The following is a 19251-nucleotide window of genomic DNA, read 5'->3' as shown; positions in this document are numbered from 1 at the left end:
GTCCCATGGATGACGAACTGCATGAGCGGGTGCGCGAGGTCATCGCGAGTGTGCCCGCCGGCTCGGTCGCGACTTATGGGGATATAGCGTCGGTTTCGGGAGCGCCGTCACCACGGCTGATCGGGCGGATCCTCAGTGAGGACGGCCACGATCTCCCCTGGCACCGCATTCTGCGCGCCGACGGGACACCGGCTCCGCATCTACTCGACGAGCAGCTGCAACGGCTGCGCGAGGAGGGCGTCCTGGCCGATGGCCAGCGCGTCGACCTGCGAAAATACCGGTGGCAGCGTGATCCCGGCGACGACGCTGGCTTGGGCGGACTTTTTCAGCTTAGGCTCGCCTAATGAGCTACATCGAGGCGAAGGTGACCGGTGTCCGGCGGCTCACCCCGCACATGAGCAGGGTGACCTTCGCGGGGGCGTCACTGGAGGACCAGGCACCCGACCAGTACCTGAAGGTGTTCTTCCCGCAGCCCGGCCAGCCGGAACCCGTCCTGCCCGCGCCGCTGGGCGGTGACGAGGTCTACTCCTGGTACAAGACCTACCTCGCGATGCCCGACGACGTCCGCCCGCCGATGCGCACCTACACCGTCCGCGCGCTGCGGCCGTCGGCACAGGAGGTCGACATCGACTTCGTGCTGCACGGCGACGAAGGCCCCGCTTCGGCGTGGGCGTCGCGCGCCTCGGAGGGTGACCGGGTCGCTTTCCTGGGCCCGCACGGGCTCTACGACGTGCCCTCGGACACGAACTGGCAGCTACTGGTCGGCGACGAAACCGCGATCCCGGCGATCGGCGCGATCGTCGAAGCGCTGCCCGCCGGGACGCGAGCGGTGGTCTACGTCGAGATCGGTGATCGCGAGGATCGTCAGGTCTTCGAAACACCGGGGACGGTGGAGCTGCACTGGGTGGTGCGCGGCTCCCGTGACGTCGGCTCCGCGGTGCTCGAAGCCGTGCGGAAGGCCGAACTGCCGGGCGGGACGCCCTACGCGTGGATTTCGGGCGAAGCGAACATGGTGAAGCTGGTGCGGCGGCACCTCGTGCGGGAGCGCGGCGTGGACAAGCGGGCGATCTGCTTCACCGGGTACTGGCGGCAGGGAGTGAGCGAAGAGGCCGCCGGGCGTGAAGCGATGCGACAGCGGGAAAGCGGAGAAGTTCCCCTCGACGAGGACTGAGCCGGGTCTTCGGTTGGACCCAATGTGGCATTGGGTGCGTTGAATGCACCCAAGGCCGCATTGGGTGCGTCGCACACCTCGCGGCATGTCCCGAAGGGCCCTTCCTCGCGCCTACGTACAGGAAGGGGGCCTTCCTGCACTTCGCGACCGAGGGCGCGGGAGCTGGGCGTCCTGAAGCCGCTCCCCACGAAGTGGTGCGTACGCGGCCTTCGCACTCTCGACCCCTGCGAAGGCGACGACTCCCCTGCCTCGCGTCCAGCGCCCCGCCCCCACACCCCCGCTGACCTGCGAAAAGAAAGCAAGGGACCTTTGCTATCACTTACGTAGGCATGCTAACCAAACGATAGCAAGGGTCCCTTGCTATCGCTTTCGCGAGCGTCTCCCCACCGGACCCTCAGTGCGGAACCCAGAGCGTCACCCGGGTCCCCCGCCCCGGATGCGAATCGATCGTCCCCCGCCCGCCGACCTCCGCCAGTCGCGCCATGATCGACTGGCTGATCCCGAACCCCGGCGGCCGGTCCAGCATGCTGAAACCGGTCCCCTGATCCCGCGCGATGACCGCGATGCCGCCTTCGCACTCCTCGACGCGAAGCACGACCTGCTTCGTCCCGGCGTGCTTCACGGTGTTTCGGAGCGCTTCGCGGACGGCGTCGCGGATGGCGGTCCGACGGGCGTGTGAGAGGCGGTAGTCCTCTTCGGTCTCGGCGGCGACGAGCTGGGTGCGGAGGCCGTCTCGCGCCATTTCTGTGGCGACCTCAGCCAGGTCCGCCGCGAGACCGCGGGTCGAAGGCGTGTCCGGGCCGGTCAGTTCGCGTCGGAGCTCGGCGGCCTGTGCCCGGGCAGCGGCCCGCATCTCGGCGAGCCGCCGTGCGGCGGCCGAATCGTCGTCGGGCGCCTCCATGCCCATCGCTTCCAAGGTTTGCAGCACGGAGTCGTGCATGACCCGCTGAGTCCGCAGGCGTTCGGCGCGCTGCCCGCGCCGCATCCCGATCCCCAGCGCGAATCTGGTCCCGATGCCGAGCAGGATCAGGATCCCCGCCGTGGTCACCATCGCCACGACCAGCGCGACCATGCACCCCACCGACCGGCTCACCGCGAGCGGATGGTCGATCGGGAGCCCGCCGATCCAGGTCAGGAACGCCCGGAACGGCAGAGCCGCGATCAGCAGCAGGAAAGCGGCCGGCAGCCCGGACGACAGCGTCCACAACGCCACCGTCCCGACCAGCCACGTCCACGCGACGTCGATGGCGAACGGCTGGATCTCGGCGGGCGCGGTCGCGGCCACGACCGTCGTGAGCACCAGGCCCACCGCGAGATCCGCGTACATCAGCCGCCCGGACGTCTTCGCCCGGATCCCGCGGCCCCGCACCACCCACCAGACGGCGAAGACGTTGAGCAGCACCGCCAGGATCGTCGTGCTCAGCACCGGGACGATCCCGGCCGATCCGTTCGCGACCAGGAAACCGATGTACACCTTGGGAAACGCGGCCACGCGGTAGAAAAGCGGGCCGAGCGCGGAGTAGCGGATCGCGCGTGTCAGCAGCAAATCCGCCGAGTCTTCGCGATAACGCCAATCGGGAACGGAATCGGGGTCTGGCACCTCGTCGGCCGGGCTCGCGCCCAATACCGAAGATCCCTTGCGCAACATAGCCCGCACGAAGGTGACCGACTCGGACATCCGCCGCCCTCCCGTGCGCCCGGTGTCGAGCCTGGCAAAGGGGACCACACCCGTCAAGACGGCCGAATGCGCAGTTCCGCGACGAGAAGTTTCACCAGCGCGCCGAGCCGTTGCCGTTCGGGCTGGACGGTCGGCACCCCGGCGGCCTCCAGCGGCGCCGCGGTCACCGGTCCGACGCACGCGCACAGCACCGGACCTCGCAGTGCGGCAAGAAGTTCCTCGCGGCGCGACCCCGCCAGCGCGAGCAGGTTCGCCGCCGCCGGAGCGGAGGTGAACGCCAGCGCGCCCACCCGCCCGGCGACCACACTTTCGACGAGATCGTGCACAGGTCCGACGTCCGACGGCGAAAGCCAGCGGTACGGCTGCGCCTGGACGACGTCCGCGCCGGAATCCCGCAGCAGCCCGGTGAGTTCGGGCAGCAGGGTGCCGTGCAACTGGACGGCGACGCGTGCCCCGCCGACCCCTGCGTCGCGCAGGCCCTCGAAGAGTTCGGCGTTGCTCTCCTCCGGCGCGGAGAATTCCTCACGCAGCCCCTCGCCACGCACCGCGCCTGCCGCTTTCGGCCCGCGCACGAAGATTCGTGACGCCGCCAGTCGTTCCAGCAGCGGTTCGCGCAGCCCCCAGCCTTCGGCCGCCGAAAGCCAGCCGCGGAACCCGGCGCCGGTGGTGACCGCGGTGAACCCGACCGGTTCGGCCAGCACCGCGTCCGTGGCCGCCCGCAGTTCGGTGTCGTCGGGCAGCGGGACGATGCGGATGGTGGGCGCGTGCAGCACGGTCGCGCCATGTCGTTCGAGGGCGGCGATGAAGTCGTCGGCCCGCCGCTCCGCGGTGATCCCGATCGTGATGCCGCTGAGGTCAGCCATAACGCGCGCCCATCTTCCTGATCTCCTCCGCCAGCCGCTCGCGCAGATCCGGCGGTTCGAGCACTTCGAGGTTCCCGCCGAACCGCAGCAGTTCGCCGACGGCAGGCTCTCCCGGCTCGACGGGCAGTTCCATCGTCAGCCAGTCGTCTTCATCCGGTTCGGCGTCGGCTTCCCGCAACGCTCGCACGCCGACAGCGCCGAGATAGAACGGTAGGAGTATGCGGGCGAACTCGTTCAGCCGGACCACCGCCACGCGCGAGTACATCCGCTTTTCGAACTGCTCCGACCACTCCTGCCAGTACCGCGCGAGGTCGAAGTCGGACGGCCGCTCGAAGGTCTCGCCGAGATCTTCGAGCTCCTCGATCCGGGACACGCGATAGGTCCGGTCGGTCCCGTCGCACCGCGCCGCGAGGTACCAGTTCCCCGCCTTGAGGATCAGGCCGAGCGGGTCGAGGACGCGCTCGACCTTCTTCTGCCCCCAGCGTTCGTACCGGACCTTGACCCGCCGCGCGTGCCAGACCGCACCGGCCAGTTCGGACAGTCGCGGCAGGCTTTCGATCCCGCGGTGCCAGCCCGGGACGTCCAGGTAAAACCGGTCAGAGACCTTGCTCGCCCCGGCACGCAGCTCCGCGGGCATGGCCGCGTGCAGTTTGAGTTGCGCGGCGGCGAGGACGGTGCCCAGCCCGAGTTCGGCGGCCGCGCCCGGCAGACCGGCCAGCGAAAGCGATTGCGCTTCCTCCTCGGTCAGCCCGGTCAGCCGCGTGCGATACCCGTCGACCAGCTGATAGCCGCCCGTGCGGCCGCGATCGGCGTACACCGGCACGCCGGCCGCGGACAGCGCCTCGACGTCGCGGTAGACCGTCCGGACCGACACCTCCAACTCGGCCGCCAGCTCCTCGGCCGTCATCCGGCCGCGGTTCTGCAGCAGGAGGAGGACCGACAGGAGTCTGCTCGCGCGCATGAATCGAGTATCCCCGAAAAACCTGACATGATCTGACAGGTTTGCCTGTCAGGGTGAGTCCCATGAACACCTTCGTTATGAAGAACTGGGACGAAAGCATCGTCAGCGGCACCGAGGGCGGCCCGCGTGTCGCCTACGCCCACGCCACGCTCGCCTACAGCGGGCTGATCGAGGGCGAGTCGATCGTCGACTACCTGCTGTACTACGCGGGTGAGGGCTACGACGGCGGCGGCACGACCGCCCCGGGGTTCGAACGCGTCGAAGGCAGTGTGGACGGCCGCAAGGGAAGCTTCGTGATCAAGCACGACACCGGATTCGACGCCAAGGGCGTCTCGTCGGTGTTCACGGTGGTCGAGGGCTCCGGAACGGGTGAACTCGCCGGGATCACCGGGTCCGGTACCACCACGGGTGTGATCGGCGAGCCGGCGATGTCGTACACGTTCGCTTTCGAAATTTAGGGAGGACGACTGCTCGAGGTCGATCGCGAGCAGGTGCTGGCGTACCGGATCGCGGCGCACGGACTGCACCGCGAGAAGACGGACGTGGCCGCGGTGCCCGTGTTCGACCTCGGCTTGTAGGACTCCGTACGCGACACCGCCCTGCCGGGCCTCACCGCCCGTCTCGACGCCGCCACCCGCGTCGTCGAGGCCTACCTGCGGATCAACGTCCGGCCACCCCGGGCGTCACCTTCGCGTAACCCCCCGCGTACCCCCCGCGTTTCGTCCTCTAGTTGCGGTAGTTCGCGTTCCCAACTACCGCAACTAGAGGACGAAACGCGGGGGGGTCAGGGGTCGACAGCCAGGCGGTAGCCGCGTTTCACCACCGTCTGGACGAGTTTCGGGGCGCCCAAGGAGTTCCGCAGGCGGCCGATGGCGGTCTCGACGGCGTGTTCCTCGCCGCCATCGGGCAGCGCGGAGATCAGTTCCCGCCGGGAGAACACGCGGCCCGGCGACTCCGCCAGCGCCCGCAGCAGTGCCATCGGCGCGGGCGCGATGTCACACCACTGCCCGTCCACCAGCGCCGCCTGTCCGCGCAGTTCGATGCTCCGCCCGCCCGCGTCCAGTCGCGGTGAGCGGGCTTCGAGCGCGTCGGACACCGTCCGCGCCAGCGCCCCGATCCGCGACCGTGACGGCTGGACCGTCGGGACCCCGAGCGCCGCCAGCGGCCCCGCGGTGATCGGCCCGACACAGGCCGCCACGACCCGCTTCTCCAGTGCCCGCACGATGCCCGGCAGCCGTCCGGTCCGCTTCGCCATCGCCAGCAGCGACGCGACGGCCGGAGCGCTGGTGAACGGCAGCGCGTCCACCAAGCCATCCAGGACGGCGTCCAGCAGCCGGTCCAGCGGTCCCGGATCGGCCGGTCCGACCCAGCGGTACACCGGAACCTCGATCACCTCGGCACCCGCGGCGCGAAGACTGTCCACAAAGTACGGCAGCGGCTCGCCGTGCAACTGCACCGCGATCCGCTGACCGTCCACACCGGATTCGAGCAGATGCCGCAACACCTCGGCGTTGCTCTCCGACGCGGGCGAGTAGTCCTCCGAAAGACCGACCGAGCGGATCGCGCCCTTGGCCTTCGGTCCTCGCGCCAGCAGCGACGACTCCCCCAGCCGCTCCAGCAGTTCCTCCCCCAACCCCCAGCCTTCGGCGGCCTCGGTCCAGCCACGGAAACCGATTCCCGTCGTCGCGACGACGATATCTGCCCGCTCTTCCAGCAGGCGCATCGTGGCCGACCGCAGTTCGGTGTCGTCGGCGAGCGGCACGATCCGGATGGCCGGGCCGTATCGCACGGTGGCGCCCTTGCGCACGAACAGCGCGCCGAGCTCGTCAGCCCGTCGCGCCGCCGTGATGCCGATGACGAATCCCGCCAGGGGAGGAACGTCTGTCACGGTGAATCCTCCACCTCCACCACACCCCCGGTGACCCGCACCCGATACACCTCGCCCGAGACACCTTCGGCGTCCAGGCAGTCGCCGGTCCGCAAATCGAATCGTTCCTTGTACACCGGCGAAGCCACCACCGGGACACCGCCGGCGTCGCCGACGATCCCCCGCGAAAGCACCGCGGCGCCGCTGACCGGGTCTATATTGGACAGTGCGAACCACCTGCCACCGGGCAGCCGGAAGATCGCCACCTGCACGCCGCCGTCGAGCAGGGCGGCGACGCCGGACCATTCCGGGACGGCGCCCGCCGCGCAGACGGCGATCCAGGTGCGCTCGATCGAGGTCGTCACTGTTTCACCTCCGGGATACCCAGGAGCACGGGCACTTTCTGGTCACGTTCGGTGCGAAACGAGATCGTCGGGTCCGGCGTGCCCGGCGCGTTGACGAACGAGCTGAACTTCGCCAGCTTCTCCGGATCCTCCAGCACTCCACGCCATTCGTCGGCGTAGTCGCCGACGTGCTTGGCCATCGCCGCGTCGAGGTCCTCGCAGATGCCGAGCTTGTCGTCGACGATCACCGCCCGCAGGTGGTCGAGTCCGCCGTCCATCTCCTCGACCCACGGCGCCGTGCGCTGCAACCGGTCGGCCGTGCGGACGTAGAACATCAGGAACCGGTCGATCGTGCGGATCAGCGTCTCGGTGTCCACTTCGGACACCAGCAGATCCGCGTGCCGTGGGGTCGCGCCGCCGTTCCCGCCGACGTAGAGGTTCCAGCCCTTGTCGGTCGCGATGATGCCGAAGTCCTTGCTGCGCGCTTCCGCGCACTCCCGTGCGCAACCCGACACCGCGGACTTCAGCTTGTGCGGCGAACGAAGTCCTCGATACCGCAGTTCCAGCTCGATCGCGAGGCCGACACTGTCCTGGACGCCGTAGCGGCACCACGTCGAACCGACACAGGACTTGACCGTACGCAACGACTTCCCGTACGCATGCCCTGACTCGAACCCGGCGTCGACGAGCCGCCGCCAGATCAGCGGGAGCTGGTCGACTCCCGCGCCGAACAGATCGATCCGCTGTCCGCCGGTGATCTTGGTGTACAGCCCGAAGTCCATCGCCACCTGCGCGATCACCATCAACTTCTCGGGCGTGATCTCGCCGCCAGGGATCCGCGGGACCACCGAGTAGGTGCCGTTGCGCTGGAGGTTCGCCAGGAACTTGTCGTTGGTGTCCTGCAGGGTCGCCTGCTCACCGGCGAGGATGTGCCCGTTGCCCAGCGTGGCCAGGATCGACGCGATCGCCGGTTTGCAGATGGCGCAACCGGTTCCGGTGCCGTACCGGTCGATCATCTCGCTGAAGGTGCCGATCCGCGTGGCCTGGAGGATTTGGAACAACTCCGCGCGTGACTGCGAAAAGTGCTCGCACAGCGCCTTCGACTGCTCGACACCGCAAGCCGTCAGCAGCTTGCCCAGCAGCGGGACGCAGGATCCGCACGCCGTGCCCGCCCGCGTGCAGCCCTTGAGCTTGGCGACCGAATCGCAGCCCTGATCAGTGATCGCGTGCGTGATGGCGCCCTTGGAGACCGCGTTGCACGAACAGATCTGCGCGGCGCCGGGCAGCGCGTCGACACCGACCGCCGCGCCACCACCGGCCGGGGCGAGGATCGCGCCCGGTTCGGCGGGCAACGGCCTGCCGACCATCGCGCGCAGCGTGTTGAACTCGCTCGCGTCGCCGACGAGAACGCCACCCAGCAACGTCTTCGAGTCGTCGGACACCACGAGCTTCTTGTAGGTCCCGGCGACAGCGTCGTTGAACGCGACCTCGAGCGCGCCCTCGGTCGCCGCGTGCGCGTCGCCGAAACTGGCGACGTCGACACCCATGAGCTTGAGCTTTGTCGACAGGTCAGGTTCGGGGAAGGTGCCCTCACCGCCGGTCAGCCGCGCGGCGACGATCTCCGCCATCGCGTACCCTGGCGCGACGATGCCGTACACCTTTCCGGCCACGGCGGCACATTCGCCGATCGCGTACACCGCCGGGTCGGACGTCCGGCAGGTGTGGTCGACCAGGATGCCGCCCCGCGCGCCGACTTCCAGCCCGGACGACCGGGCGAGGTCGTCGCGCGGCCGGATCCCGGCCGAGAACACGACCAGATCGACGTCGAGTTCCGTGCGGTTGCCCAGCCGCGCGAGGTAGCGTTCGCCGTCCCGCTCGATGGCGTCGGTCGACGTTCCCGTGTGGACGGTCACGTCGAGGTCGGTGATCAGCCGTCGCAGCAGGCCACCGCCGCCCTCGTCGACTTGCAACGGCATCAGCCGTGGCGCCATCTCGACCACATGCGGCGAGAGTCCCAAGTCCCGCAACGCCTTCGCGGCTTCGAGACCGAGCAGACCGCCACCGATGACGACGGCCGACCGCCGACCGCGTCCAGGCCGCTGAGCGGCTTCCCGGATGGCGTCGAGATCCTCGATCGTCCGGTAGACGAAACAGCCGGGAAGATCGTGCCCCGGCACCGGCGGAACGAACGGCCGCGAACCCGTCGCGAGGACGAGCGCGTCGTACGCCTGCTCGTACCCGGACTCGGTGACGACCACCTTGCGCTTCCGGTCCACCGACGTCACCGCGTCGCCGAGCCGCAGTTCGACCAGCGGGTCATCGGCGTAATCCGCGCCGGAAAGCGCGAGCGAATCCGGATCCCAGGTGTCCACATAGGACGTCAAAGCGACGCGATCGTAAGCGGGCCTGGCCTCTTCGGCGAGCACCACGACCTGCCATTCGCCGGTCTTGTCCTCCGCGCGTACCGCTTCCACGAGCCGGTGCGCGACCATCCCGTGTCCCGCGACGACGAGTTTCCGCATCAGACCTCCGCCCCGGCGAGCGCCAGACCTCGGGTGCTCGCCACCTCCGTCTGCTGTTTGCGCAGGTACACCGCCCAGGTGACGGCGAAGCACAGCCCGTAGAAGACGAGGAAGGCGACGAACGCCGGCACACCGCTCTTCGTGTCCGCGAACGACTGCCGGAAGGCCAGGTTGATGAACAGCCCGCCGAGCGCGCCGATCGCCCCGGCCAGCCCGATCAACGCGCCGGAGAGCTTGCGTGCCTTGAGCATTTCGAGGGTCTCGTCGGCGCCCTCGCTGATCGCGACCTTCGCCTTGGCGCGGAAGATCGCCGGGATCATCTTGTAGGTCGAGCCGTTGCCGATGCCGGTGAGCACGAACAACACGATGAACGCGACGGTGAACAGCGCCAGCGAGTTCGACGTCGACGCCAGGATCAGCACCGCGGTCGCCGCGGCCATCCCGACGAACGTCACGAAGGTGACCTTGCCGCCACCGATCCGGTCGGACAGCCAGCCACCCGCGGGCCGCGAGAAGGAGCCGAGCAGCGGCCCGAGGAAGGTCACCGCCGCCGCCTGCAACGGGGTCCGGCCGAACTGGTTCTGCAACACCAGGCCGAACGCGAAGCTGTACCCGATGAACGAACCGAACGTGCCGACGTAGAGGAACGACATCACCCAGGTGTGCGGATCCTTGACGACCTCACGCATCGCCTTGGTGTCGCCCTTCATCGAGGCGAGGTTGTCCATGAAGAAGTACGCGCAGGTCGCGGCGAGGACGATCAGCGGGAGGTAGATCGCGAGCACCAGCCGGGGCGCGGTCGCGCCGACGGTGCCGATGACCAGCAGCCCGATCAGCTGGATCGCCGCCACGCCGAGGTTCCCGCCGCCCGCGTTGAGCCCGAGCGCCCAGCCCTTGTGCTTCTCGGGGTAGAACGCGTTGATGTTGGTCATCGACGACGCGAAGTTGCCGCCGCCGACCCCGCCGAGCGCGGCGATCAGCAGGAACGTGCCGAGCGGGGTGCCCGGTTCCATCGCGATCGCGGCCAGCACGGTGGGCGCCAGCAGCAGCAACGCACTGACGATCGTCCAGTTCCGTCCGCCGAACCTCGCGACCGCGAAGGTGTACAACGGTCGCATGAGCGCGCCGATCAGCGTCGGTGTCGAGACGAGGAGGAACTTGTCGGCGGCGGAGAAACCGTACTGCGGCCCCATGAACAGGACCATGACCGACCACAGTGTCCAGACGGAGAAGCCGATGTGCTCGGCCAGGACGGAGAACCAGAGGTTCCGGCGGGCGACCTTCTTCCCGGTCTCCTCCCAGAACCGCTCGTTCTCCGGATCCCAGTGCTCGATCCAGCGCTTTCCACGAGCTTCCATGAGGTCCTCCTTGGTGGATGCGTTCGGGTTCACTGGGCGGCCAGCCACTTCGCGACCCCGCCGACGGCGTCCTCGCAGCCACCGCAGCCGGTCGTCGCGCGGGTCGCCCCGGCGAGGGCGGGAACGTCGGTGGCACCGCCGCGCCAGGCCTCGACGAGCCGCCCCTTGGTCACCGCGTTGCAGCGGCAGATGACCGCCGACGCGGGCAGATCGGCCGGGCTCGACGCCGACGGCGATCCGGCGGGCAGCGCACGTCCCAAAAGGACGGCGAGCCGGTCTTCGGGCACCGGTGTGCCCCGGTCGTGGAATTGCGTGATCGTCGCGGCCGCGTCGGGCAGGCCGAGCAGGATCGCCCCCGTCACCTTGTTCTCGCGGACGACGAGCTTGCCGTAGCGGCAGCCCGCCGGATCGCTGAAGGTGAGCACTTCCGCGGTCGGATCGTCGGCGCCGGTCGTCGTCTCGCCGAGCGCGGTGAGGTCGATGCCGCGAGCCTTCAGCCTGGTCACCGGCTGGGTGCCGCGATAGCGGGACGCGGCTTTCGTCCCGGTGACCAGATCCGCGACGACGGCGGCCTGTTCCCACGCGGGCTGCACGAGACCGCCGAACGCGCCCGGATGCCGGGCACAGTCGCCGATCGCGTGGATCCGGCCGTCGCTGGTACGCAGCAGATCGTCGACGACGATGCCGCCCTCGACGGTCAGCCCGGCGTCCACGGCCAGTTTCGTCTCGGCGCGGACACCGGTCGAGACGACGATGAGATCGGCGGGCACGTGGGTGCCGTCGTCCAGTTTGAGCCCGTCGCCGCTGACATAACGCGCGGCCCCGACGCCGAGCCGGAAGCCGATGCCGAAGTTCTCGAGCTTCCTGGTCAGCACCCGCGCGGATTCCGCGTCCAGCTGACGTTCCATGATGTGCGGCATCGGATGCACGACGGTGACGAGGTTTCCACGCCCCGCCAGGCCTCGCGCGGCTTCCAGCCCGAGCAGCCCGCCGCCGAGTACGGCGACCGGGGCACCCCGTTTGGCGGCGTCGAGGATGCGGGCACAGTCGTCGAGGGTGCGGAACGCGACGACGTCCGGGCCGGGTTCGAGCCCCTCGACCGGCGGCATCCACGGGTTGGCCCCGGTGGCGAGCACGAGCGCGTCGTAGTCCACGGTGGACCCGTCATCGAGGTGCACCCGCCGGGCGGCGCGGTCGATCGACGTCGCGGCGACCCCGCGCCGCAGGTCCGCCCCGGTGCGGGACGGCCAGTCGTCGTCGTGGAGCCGGACGACCTCGGGCCGCATGGTCCCGGCGACCACCGCCGACAGCAGCACGCGGTTGTAGGCGGCGTGCGTCTCCGCGCCGACGACGGTGAGCCGGACGCGTTCCCCGTCGGGATCGCGGCGGCGGATGTCATCCGCCAGCCGGGCACCCGCCATCCCGTACCCGGCGATGACCACCGACCGGGGGCTCACGCGACGACCCCGGCCGGGGCGAGCGCGACCGCGCACACCTTGAACTCGGGCATCCGGCTCGTCGGGTCGAGTGCCGGGTTGGTCAGCAGGTTCGCCCTTCCTTCGCCGGGAAAGTGGAACGGCAGGAACACCAGGTCCGGGCGCAGCGACGGCACGCAGCGGACGCGGGCGACGGTCTCCCCGCGCCGCGACCGCACCACCGCGAGATCGCCCTCGGCCAGCCCCGCCCGGGCGGCGGTGTCCGGATGAACTTCCACGAAGGCCTCCGCCACGACGTCGTTCAGTTCCTTGACCAGCCGGGTCTGCGCCCCGGACTGGTAGTGCTGCAGGACCCGGCCCGTGGTGGCCTGCAAGGGGAATTCGGCGTCGGGCACTTCGGCCGGGCCGACGTGATCCACCGGCACGAACCGCGCGCGGCCGTCCGGATGGGCGAAAGTGCCGAGGAACATCCGCGGCGTGCCGGGATGCGATTCCGCCGGAACGGGCCAGTACAGGGCCTCGCCGTCACGGAGCCGGTCGTAGGTGACGCCGGAGTAGTCGGCGACGCCGCCCTTCGATGCCTGGCGGAGTTCGGTGAAGACGGTCTCGGCGTCGGAAGGGAACCGGCCGTCGGGCTGGCCGAGCCGCCGGGCGAGTTCCGAAAGCACGTACAGATCCGTCCTCGCGCCGGACGGTGGATCGATCGCCTTGCGCCGCAGGAGGATCCGGCCTTCGAGATTGGTCATCGTGCCGTCTTCTTCGGCCCACTGGGTGACCGGCAGGACGACGTCGGCCATCACCGCGGTCTCCGACAGGACAAGGTCCGAGACGACCAGGAAGTCCAAAGAGGACACCTTTTCCTGGACACGTCCCGCCCGGGGCGCGGAAACGACGAGGTTGCTGCCGAACACCATCAACGCGCTCGGTCCGCCTTCGGTGCCGAGCGCTTCCAGCAGTTCGACGGCCGAGCGGCCCGGTCCCGGCAGGGATTCCGGTGGCACACCCCAGACTCCGGCGACGTACTCGCGGGCGGCGGGATCATCGATCTTGCGGTACCCCGGCAGCTGGTCGGCCTTCTGGCCGTGTTCGCGACCCCCCTGGCCGTTGCCCTGCCCGGTCAGGCAGCCGAAGCCGGAACCCTGGCGCCCAGGCAGACCGAGGGCGAGCGCGAGGTTGATCCACGCGTTCACCATCGCCGTGCCGTTGGCATGCTGTTCGGTGCCCCGCGCGGTGAGAACGTAGGCGTTGCGGGCGGAAGCCAGTTTCGCGGCGACGCGGCGCTGGTCCGCGGCGGAGACTCCGGTGACCTGCTCGACGCGCTCCGGCCACCATGCCGCGACCGAACGCCACAGTTCCCCGAAACCGTTGGTGCGCGCGTCCACATAGGACTGGTCGAGCAGTCCGTCGGCGACGACCGCGTGCAGGATTCCTTGCGCGAGCGCGAGATCGGTCCCCGGCGCGGGCGCGAGGTGCAGTCCGGCCAGGTCGGCGGTCGGGGTACGGCGTGGGTCGACGACGATCAAATCCGCGCCGCGCAGATGCTGCGTGAACGGCGGCATCGTCTCGGCGGGGTTGGCGCCGACGAGCAGGACGGCGTCGGCGGCGGCGAGATCCGTGACCGGGAACGGCATCCCGCGATCGGCGCCGAACGCCATGACCGCGGCGGCGGCCGCCGAGGACATGCAGAACCGGCCATTGTAGTCGATCTGCGCGGTACCCAGCGCGACGCGGGCGAATTTCCCCAGCAGGTAAGCCTTTTCGTTGGTCAGCCCGCCGCCGCCGAAGACGGCGACCGAGTCGGCGCCCTTGGCCGCGCGGATCTCGGTGAGCCGCCGCGCGACGAGGTCGAGCGCTTGTTCCCAGGTCGCGGGCCGGAGTTCACCGTCGACCCTGATCAGCGGTGTCGTCAGCCGGGAAGGCGAGGTGAGGAGTTCTCCCGACGTCCAGCCTTTCTGGCACAGGCCACCTGCGTTGACCGGGAAGTCGCGCGGGGTGACGCGGGCGCCGTCGAGGCTCATCCCGCACTGCAAGGCGCAGTACGGGCAGTGCGTGGCCACGGCTCGGGCGGGGGCGGCGAGCGGCACGGGCACCTCCTCCATGCGTCGATTGCGCTTGAAGGTAGGGAGGCCGTGTTACCTGAAAACTCCTGAATGTTTCAGGCGTTTGACATTGCCCGCCGCCGATGGACGTCACACCGTGAGGTCACCGACGAGCTGAAGGGACTTCCCCCGCATGTCACGCGGTGAAAGCTCCCTTCACCTCAGGCCTGGTGGCGGTCAGCCTGCAAACGTCGCGAAAGCCACTTTCGGGACATGAGCAGGCAGAGTGCCGCGCACGCGAGCTGATGGGGACGTCGTCACTTCGTGAGGCTGACGGTGAAGGAATTCCTTCACGGCCGCGGGATCACACCGGTTGCAGAGCCTGAACACCAGGAAATCAGGAACATGCCCCAGAACTCGACACACCTCTGAGCAGGGAAGATTTCGGACGTCCGCACCCTCCCCACACGACCCTGACAGACACCAGCGATGCCAAACCCGTTCGCCAGGACCCTCATGTCACGCGGCCAAAGTCCCCTTCAACACCTATGAACCTCGTGTATAGACGATGCGTATACACACTGTGTATAGTCGCCGCATGTCCATCGGGAACACCCTGCTCGGCCTCCTCGAAGCCGGCCCCAAGCACGGTTACGACCTCAAACAGCTCTACGACAAGCAGTTCCGGCAAGACCGCCCACTGCACTACGGGCAGGTCTACTCGACGCTGAACCGGCTGCTGAAGAACGGCCTCGTCGAGGAGAACGGCGTCGAAGCGGGCGGCGGGCCGGACCGGAAGCGGTACGCGATCACCGAAGCGGGCGTCACCAACGTCGAGGAATGGCTGAAAAGCCCGGAAAATCCGTCCGTCTACCTGCAGAACACGCTCTACACCAAGGTCGTGCTCGCCCTCCTGTCCGGCCGCGGCGCCCAAGACCTGCTCGACGCCCAGCGCGGCTCCCACCTCCGCGCCATGCGTGAACTCACCGCCCGCAAAACCGAGGGCGACCTCGCCGACCAGCTCATCTGCGATCACGCGCTGTTCCACCTCGAGGCGGATCTGCGGTGGCTGGAACTCACGGCCGCCCGCCTCGACGACCTCGCGCGTCAGCTGACGCGCTGACCTGGGGACCACAAAGTGGAAACACCGTTGTTACAAGGCTTGGGCCTGCACAAGGCCTTCGGCCCCGACCAGGCGTTGAGCGCGGCCGGACTCGAACTGGGCCAAGGCGAGATCGTCGCTGTCATGGGCCCTTCGGGATCCGGTAAATCGACGCTGCTGCATTGCCTGTCCGGCATCGTGCGACCCGACCGGGGACAGGTGCTGTTCCGCGGGCGGGCGCTGTCGGCGATGTCCGACATCGAACGCAGTGCCTTGCGGCGCACCGAATTCGGCTTCGTCTTTCAGTTCGGCCAGCTCGTCCCGGAGCTGACCTGTCTGGAGAACGTCGCGCTGCCGCTGCGGCTCGGCGGCATGAAACGCCGCCCGGCGGAACGGCTCGCCGAGACCTGGCTCGGCAAGCTGGAGGTCACCGACGTCGCGGGCAACACACCCGGCCGGGTTTCGGGCGGACAGGGTCAGCGGGTCGCCATGGCCAGAGCGCTGATCACCGAACCGTCGGTGATCTTCGCGGACGAACCGACCGGCGCGCTGGACACCTTCAGCGGCGAGCAGGTGATGCGCCTGCTGTCGGAAACCGCGAAGCAGACGAACGCCGCCGTCGTCCTGGTCACCCACGAACCGCGGGTGGCCGCCTACTCTGATCGGGAGGTCATCGTGCGAGACGGCCGGACACACGAACCGGTGGTGACCCGATGACCGGGCGGGAAGATCTGGCACTGGGCTTCCGGCTGGCCGTCGGGGGCGGCCGGGGTTCGGTCACCAGGCTCGTCCTGAGCACCGTCGGCATCGGGCTGGCGGTGGCGATCCTGCTGGTCGCCGCCTCCCTGGGCACCGTCCGGGAGAACCGGCTCCAGCGGTCGTCCGACGCCGCCGTGGTCACCGCACCGATTCCCGGTGTAGCGCCACTGGACTACTTGGCGCGGAACACCGACTTCCGGGGCAACCCGATCGCGCTGGTCTATCTGCATCCCACCGGGCCGAACTCGCCCGTCCCACCGGGATTGGACCGGATCCCCGCGCCGGGCGAGGTCGTCGTCTCGCCGAAGGTGGACGAACTCATCGCGGCCGACACGAGCGGCCTGCTGAAGCCGCGGCTTCCCGGCGAACAGGTCGGGTTGATCGACCACGAGGCACTGGTCAATCCGAACGACCTGGTCGTCTACGTCGGAGCGGACGACTTCGCAGGGAACGTCCCGGTCTACGCGTTCGGCGCCGACTCCGCTCTGCCCCGCGTGGCCGAACAGAACATCTTGGCGTTGCTGCTGCTCGGCCTGGTCATCCTCCTCGCGCCGGTTTTCGTCTTCATCGGGACCGTCTCGCGACTCGGCGCCGCCGAACGGGATCGACGGCTGGCCGCACTCCGGCTGGCGGGCTCGTCGCTGCCCCAGCTGCGCCGGATCGCGGCGGCCGAGACCCTGGTGAGCACTCTGGCCGGTCTGCTCGCCGGTTCCGCGTTGTTCCTGGTCCTCCGCGCCATGGCGGCGGACATCCAGGTGTTCCGGTTCGGTGTCTTCCCGCACGATCTCACCCCGCCATGGCCGCTGGTGGCGCTGATCGTGCTCGTCGTCCCCGCCTTGACCGTGGCGACGGCGCTGGCCGCCCAGCGGCACACGATCGTCGAACCGCTGGGCGTGGTCAGGGAGGCCGCCCCCACCTGGCGGCGGCTGTGGTGGCGGCTCCTGCCGATCGCCGCGGGGACCGCCCTGCTGATCCCCGACGTCGGTCCGTGGACCCAGCTCGGCCAGGTCCTGATGGCAAGCGGCGCGGTGTTGCTGCTGCTCGGGATCCCGGCACTGCTGCCGTGGCTGCTCGAACGCGCCGTGTCCGGGATCCGTGGCGGTCCCCCGTCGTTCCAACTCGCGATCCGCCGTCTGCAAGCCGACAGCGGGACCCCGTCGCGGGTGGTCGCCGGACTCTGCGTGGTCCTCGCCGGCGCGATCGGCCTGTTGAGCCTCCTCGCCGGTCAGACGGACTTCGACCAAGCCCAGTCGGCGGAGGAGCGGGGAACACTGGTCGGACAGGCGATCGTCCACGCGGACGGGGAGGCGGCGGAGACCGCGACGACCGCCCTGCGCGCCTTGCCGGGCTCGGCCGATTTCGAGGCCGTGCGCACGATCTTCGTCAAGTCGGGCACCCCGGACGCCGGTCACCTCACCCTCGGCGTCGCCGACTGCGCCACCGTCGAGGCGACGACCGGCGTGACCGGCTGCCGGGACGGCGACGTGTTCACCGTCCGGAACTCCCACAGCCGCCCGTTCGAGAAGGGGCAGCCGGTCATCCTGAGCGATTTCCGGAGCAAGGACCGGAACGGGGACCAGAACTGGACTATCCCCGTCGCACCCCGGCCCGTCGAACTGAAACAGTGGGGAGTCGGCCAGTACGTTCGGACCCAGCTCCTCGTGACACCGGCCGCGATCGCGGGAGTCGACCTGAGCGGCGCTTCGGCCACCATGAGCGTGCGCCCCGCCGCCTCGGACCCGGATTTCGTGGACCGGGTGCGGAACGCGATCGCCCCGCTGGCCTGGCGTGCCTCCGTGGCCGCCTACGACGGGCAGCGCGACAGCGCCGAGGCCCGGATGTTCGCCGACGCGAGGAGCTTCCTGCTCGGTGGTTCGCTGTCGGTGCTGGTGCTGGCCGGGGTCAGTCTGCTGGTGCTCGCACAGGAGCAGGTCCGGGCACGACGCCGGGCGCTCGGGGCGCTGTCCGCGACCGGGGTGCCGGTCCGGGTGATCGTCCGATCCCTGTTGTGGCAGAACGGGATCCCGCTGCTGCTCGGCATCGTGATCGCGACGGCGATCGGGGTCGGCATCGCCACGGTGGGCCAACGCCTGGTCTGGAACACGCTCTACGTCGACTGGGGCGCCGTCGGATTCCTCGCCGTCGCGGCGGCGGTGGTGGCGCTCCTGGTGACGGCGTCGACCCTGCCGTCGGTGCGCTCGGCAGCGCGGTCGGAGAACCTGCGGACCGAGTGAACGTCCTTACAGCACAGCGCTGACGTCGCGAGCGGCGGCACGAAGCCCATCGTGCGCCGCTCGCGTCGAGCGCGGGTCGAGGGCGTTGGCGGCCAGCCGGAACAGGACGGCCCGCAGGAGAAGCTGGGGCCATTCCGGTAGATGCGCCCAGCGTTCGAGAAGATCGATGGTGGCGCCGCCCCAGGCCAGCGCGTCGACCGCGACGATCGCGGCGCCCCATTCACCGGGCCGGTAGTACGGCACGAAATCGACGATGCCGGGCGCCGCGTCACCGTCGAACAACACTCCGGCGAGCAGCTCCCCGTGGACGACCTGGTCCGGCAGGTTGACCGGTCTCCGGGAACCCGCCAGCACCTCGAACCAGCGGCCGCCCTTGTTCTCGTCGAGGGACATGTCCGCTTCGCCCCACGCGAGTTTGTCGGCCAGGGTCTCGATATCGGTGCGCCGTCCCGGGAAATCCGGCCGCGGCAACCCCGCCGTCGTCCGGTGCAGTTTGACCGCCGCGTGCACGACCTCGTCGTAGCGATGCTCGGCCGTCCCGGACACGAACCGGTTCGCCGACCAGCCGCCGAGCACCCACCGGCCGTCACTGGACCGGACGGGCTTCGCGACCCGCAACCCCGGCTCGTCCACGGCTTCCAGCGCACGGGCGGTCCACAGGGTCCGGGACTTGTCCACGACCGGCTTCAGCACGAGATCGCCGTAGCGCCAGGCGGTGGTGCCGGGCAGCGGCTCCGCGTCACCGGTACGTCCGCCGAACGCCGCGCGGACGTGAGCCGGAGGACTTTCCAGAGTGGCACGCACGGCTCGGCACGTTACCCCGTCTTCCGCGCCATGAACGAGAAGACGCGCTGGTGGGTGGGTCTACCGAGGCGTGCTCCAAGTCCGTGAAGGCTCCCTTGAGGGACTCTTGGTCC

The 19251-nt window shown here is 69.5% G+C and carries 16 protein-coding genes; 6 read left to right on the top strand and 10 right to left on the bottom strand.

Annotation, left to right across the window (positions count from 1 at the left end; all coding sequences use genetic code 11):
• Positions 1-5 precede the first annotated feature (5 nt).
• Entirely contained in the window at positions 6-344 is a 339-nt protein-coding gene (locus tag BS329_RS23335) for an MGMT family protein (RefSeq protein WP_076163347.1), read from the top strand.
• Positions 344-1171, top strand: coding sequence for a siderophore-interacting protein (locus BS329_RS23330; protein WP_076163346.1), 828 nt, complete (start codon positions 344-346; stop codon positions 1169-1171). Before BS329_RS23335 ends, BS329_RS23330 begins: the two co-directional genes overlap by 1 nt.
• A gap of 394 nt (positions 1172-1565) precedes the next feature.
• Here the strand turns inward: BS329_RS23330 and BS329_RS23325 are convergent, their stop codons facing one another.
• The 3 genes from BS329_RS23325 to BS329_RS23315 are packed head-to-tail and all read right to left on the bottom strand — an operon-like array spanning position 1566 to position 4673.
• Complete coding sequence (locus tag BS329_RS23325) at positions 1566-2849, bottom strand: sensor histidine kinase (protein ID WP_076163345.1); 1284 nt, start codon at positions 2847-2849, stop codon at positions 1566-1568.
• Between the two features lie 53 nt (positions 2850-2902).
• Positions 2903-3712, bottom strand: coding sequence for a uroporphyrinogen-III synthase (locus tag BS329_RS23320; RefSeq protein ID WP_076163344.1), 810 nt, complete (start codon positions 3710-3712; stop codon positions 2903-2905).
• A complete protein-coding gene (locus tag BS329_RS23315) occupies positions 3705-4673 on the bottom strand; it encodes a helix-turn-helix transcriptional regulator (protein ID WP_076163343.1) in 969 nt (322 codons plus the stop codon). The genes BS329_RS23320 and BS329_RS23315 overlap by 8 nt, the downstream gene beginning before the upstream one ends.
• A 62-nt stretch (positions 4674-4735) precedes the next feature.
• Between BS329_RS23315 and BS329_RS23310 the strand changes: the two genes are divergently transcribed.
• A complete protein-coding gene (locus BS329_RS23310; protein WP_076163342.1) occupies positions 4736-5131 on the top strand; it encodes a DUF3224 domain-containing protein in 396 nt (131 codons plus the stop codon).
• A 326-nt stretch (positions 5132-5457) separates the two neighbouring features.
• Here BS329_RS23310 and BS329_RS23305 read toward each other — a convergent pair whose 3' ends face one another.
• From BS329_RS23305 to BS329_RS23280, 6 genes are read right to left on the bottom strand one after another with little or no spacing between them, the layout of a single operon-like run.
• On the bottom strand, positions 5458-6561 hold the full coding sequence (locus BS329_RS23305; protein ID WP_076163341.1) for a uroporphyrinogen-III synthase: 1104 nt from the start codon (positions 6559-6561) through the stop codon (positions 5458-5460).
• On the bottom strand, positions 6558-6905 hold the full coding sequence (gene nirD, locus BS329_RS23300; RefSeq protein ID WP_076163340.1) for a nitrite reductase small subunit NirD: 348 nt from the start codon (positions 6903-6905) through the stop codon (positions 6558-6560). The genes BS329_RS23305 and nirD overlap by 4 nt, the downstream gene beginning before the upstream one ends.
• Positions 6902-9406, bottom strand: coding sequence for a nitrite reductase large subunit NirB (gene nirB, locus BS329_RS23295; protein ID WP_076163339.1), 2505 nt, complete (start codon positions 9404-9406; stop codon positions 6902-6904). Before nirB ends, nirD begins: the two co-directional genes overlap by 4 nt.
• Complete coding sequence (locus BS329_RS23290) at positions 9406-10764, bottom strand: nitrate/nitrite transporter (RefSeq protein WP_076163458.1); 1359 nt, start codon at positions 10762-10764, stop codon at positions 9406-9408. Before BS329_RS23290 ends, nirB begins: the two co-directional genes overlap by 1 nt.
• A 29-nt stretch (positions 10765-10793) precedes the next feature.
• Positions 10794-12221 carry an FAD-dependent oxidoreductase gene (locus BS329_RS23285; protein ID WP_076163457.1) on the bottom strand — a complete coding sequence of 476 codons (1428 nt, stop codon included), beginning with the start codon at positions 12219-12221 and terminating at the stop codon, positions 10794-10796.
• Entirely contained in the window at positions 12218-14299 is a 2082-nt protein-coding gene (locus BS329_RS23280) for a molybdopterin oxidoreductase family protein (protein ID WP_076163338.1), read from the bottom strand. Before BS329_RS23280 ends, BS329_RS23285 begins: the two co-directional genes overlap by 4 nt.
• Before the next feature lie 538 nt (positions 14300-14837).
• On the opposite strand from BS329_RS23280, the gene BS329_RS23275 reads away from it, so the two are divergent.
• The 3 genes from BS329_RS23275 to BS329_RS23265 are packed head-to-tail and all read left to right on the top strand — an operon-like array spanning position 14838 to position 18334.
• Positions 14838-15362: a PadR family transcriptional regulator gene (locus BS329_RS23275; protein ID WP_076163337.1), complete on the top strand. Its 525-nt coding sequence runs from the start codon at positions 14838-14840 to the stop codon at positions 15360-15362.
• 15 nt (positions 15363-15377) lie between these two features.
• On the top strand, positions 15378-16058 hold the full coding sequence (locus tag BS329_RS23270) for an ABC transporter ATP-binding protein (protein WP_076163336.1): 681 nt from the start codon (positions 15378-15380) through the stop codon (positions 16056-16058).
• The gene (locus BS329_RS23265) at positions 16055-18334 is read left to right on the top strand and encodes an ABC transporter permease (protein WP_076163335.1); all 2280 of its coding nucleotides are present in this window, start codon (positions 16055-16057) and stop codon (positions 18332-18334) included. Before BS329_RS23270 ends, BS329_RS23265 begins: the two co-directional genes overlap by 4 nt.
• Before the next feature lie 6 nt (positions 18335-18340).
• Here BS329_RS23265 and BS329_RS23260 read toward each other — a convergent pair whose 3' ends face one another.
• Entirely contained in the window at positions 18341-19138 is a 798-nt protein-coding gene (locus BS329_RS23260; protein ID WP_076163334.1) for a TIGR02569 family protein, read from the bottom strand.
• Positions 19139-19251 lie beyond the last annotated feature (113 nt).

Origin of the sequence: Amycolatopsis coloradensis (assembly GCF_001953865.1) — a bacterium.
GTDB classification, from domain to species: domain Bacteria; phylum Actinomycetota; class Actinomycetes; order Mycobacteriales; family Pseudonocardiaceae; genus Amycolatopsis; species Amycolatopsis coloradensis.
The sequence above is the reverse complement of the archived record's forward strand: the minus strand, read 5'-3'. Positions and strand labels throughout refer to the sequence as shown.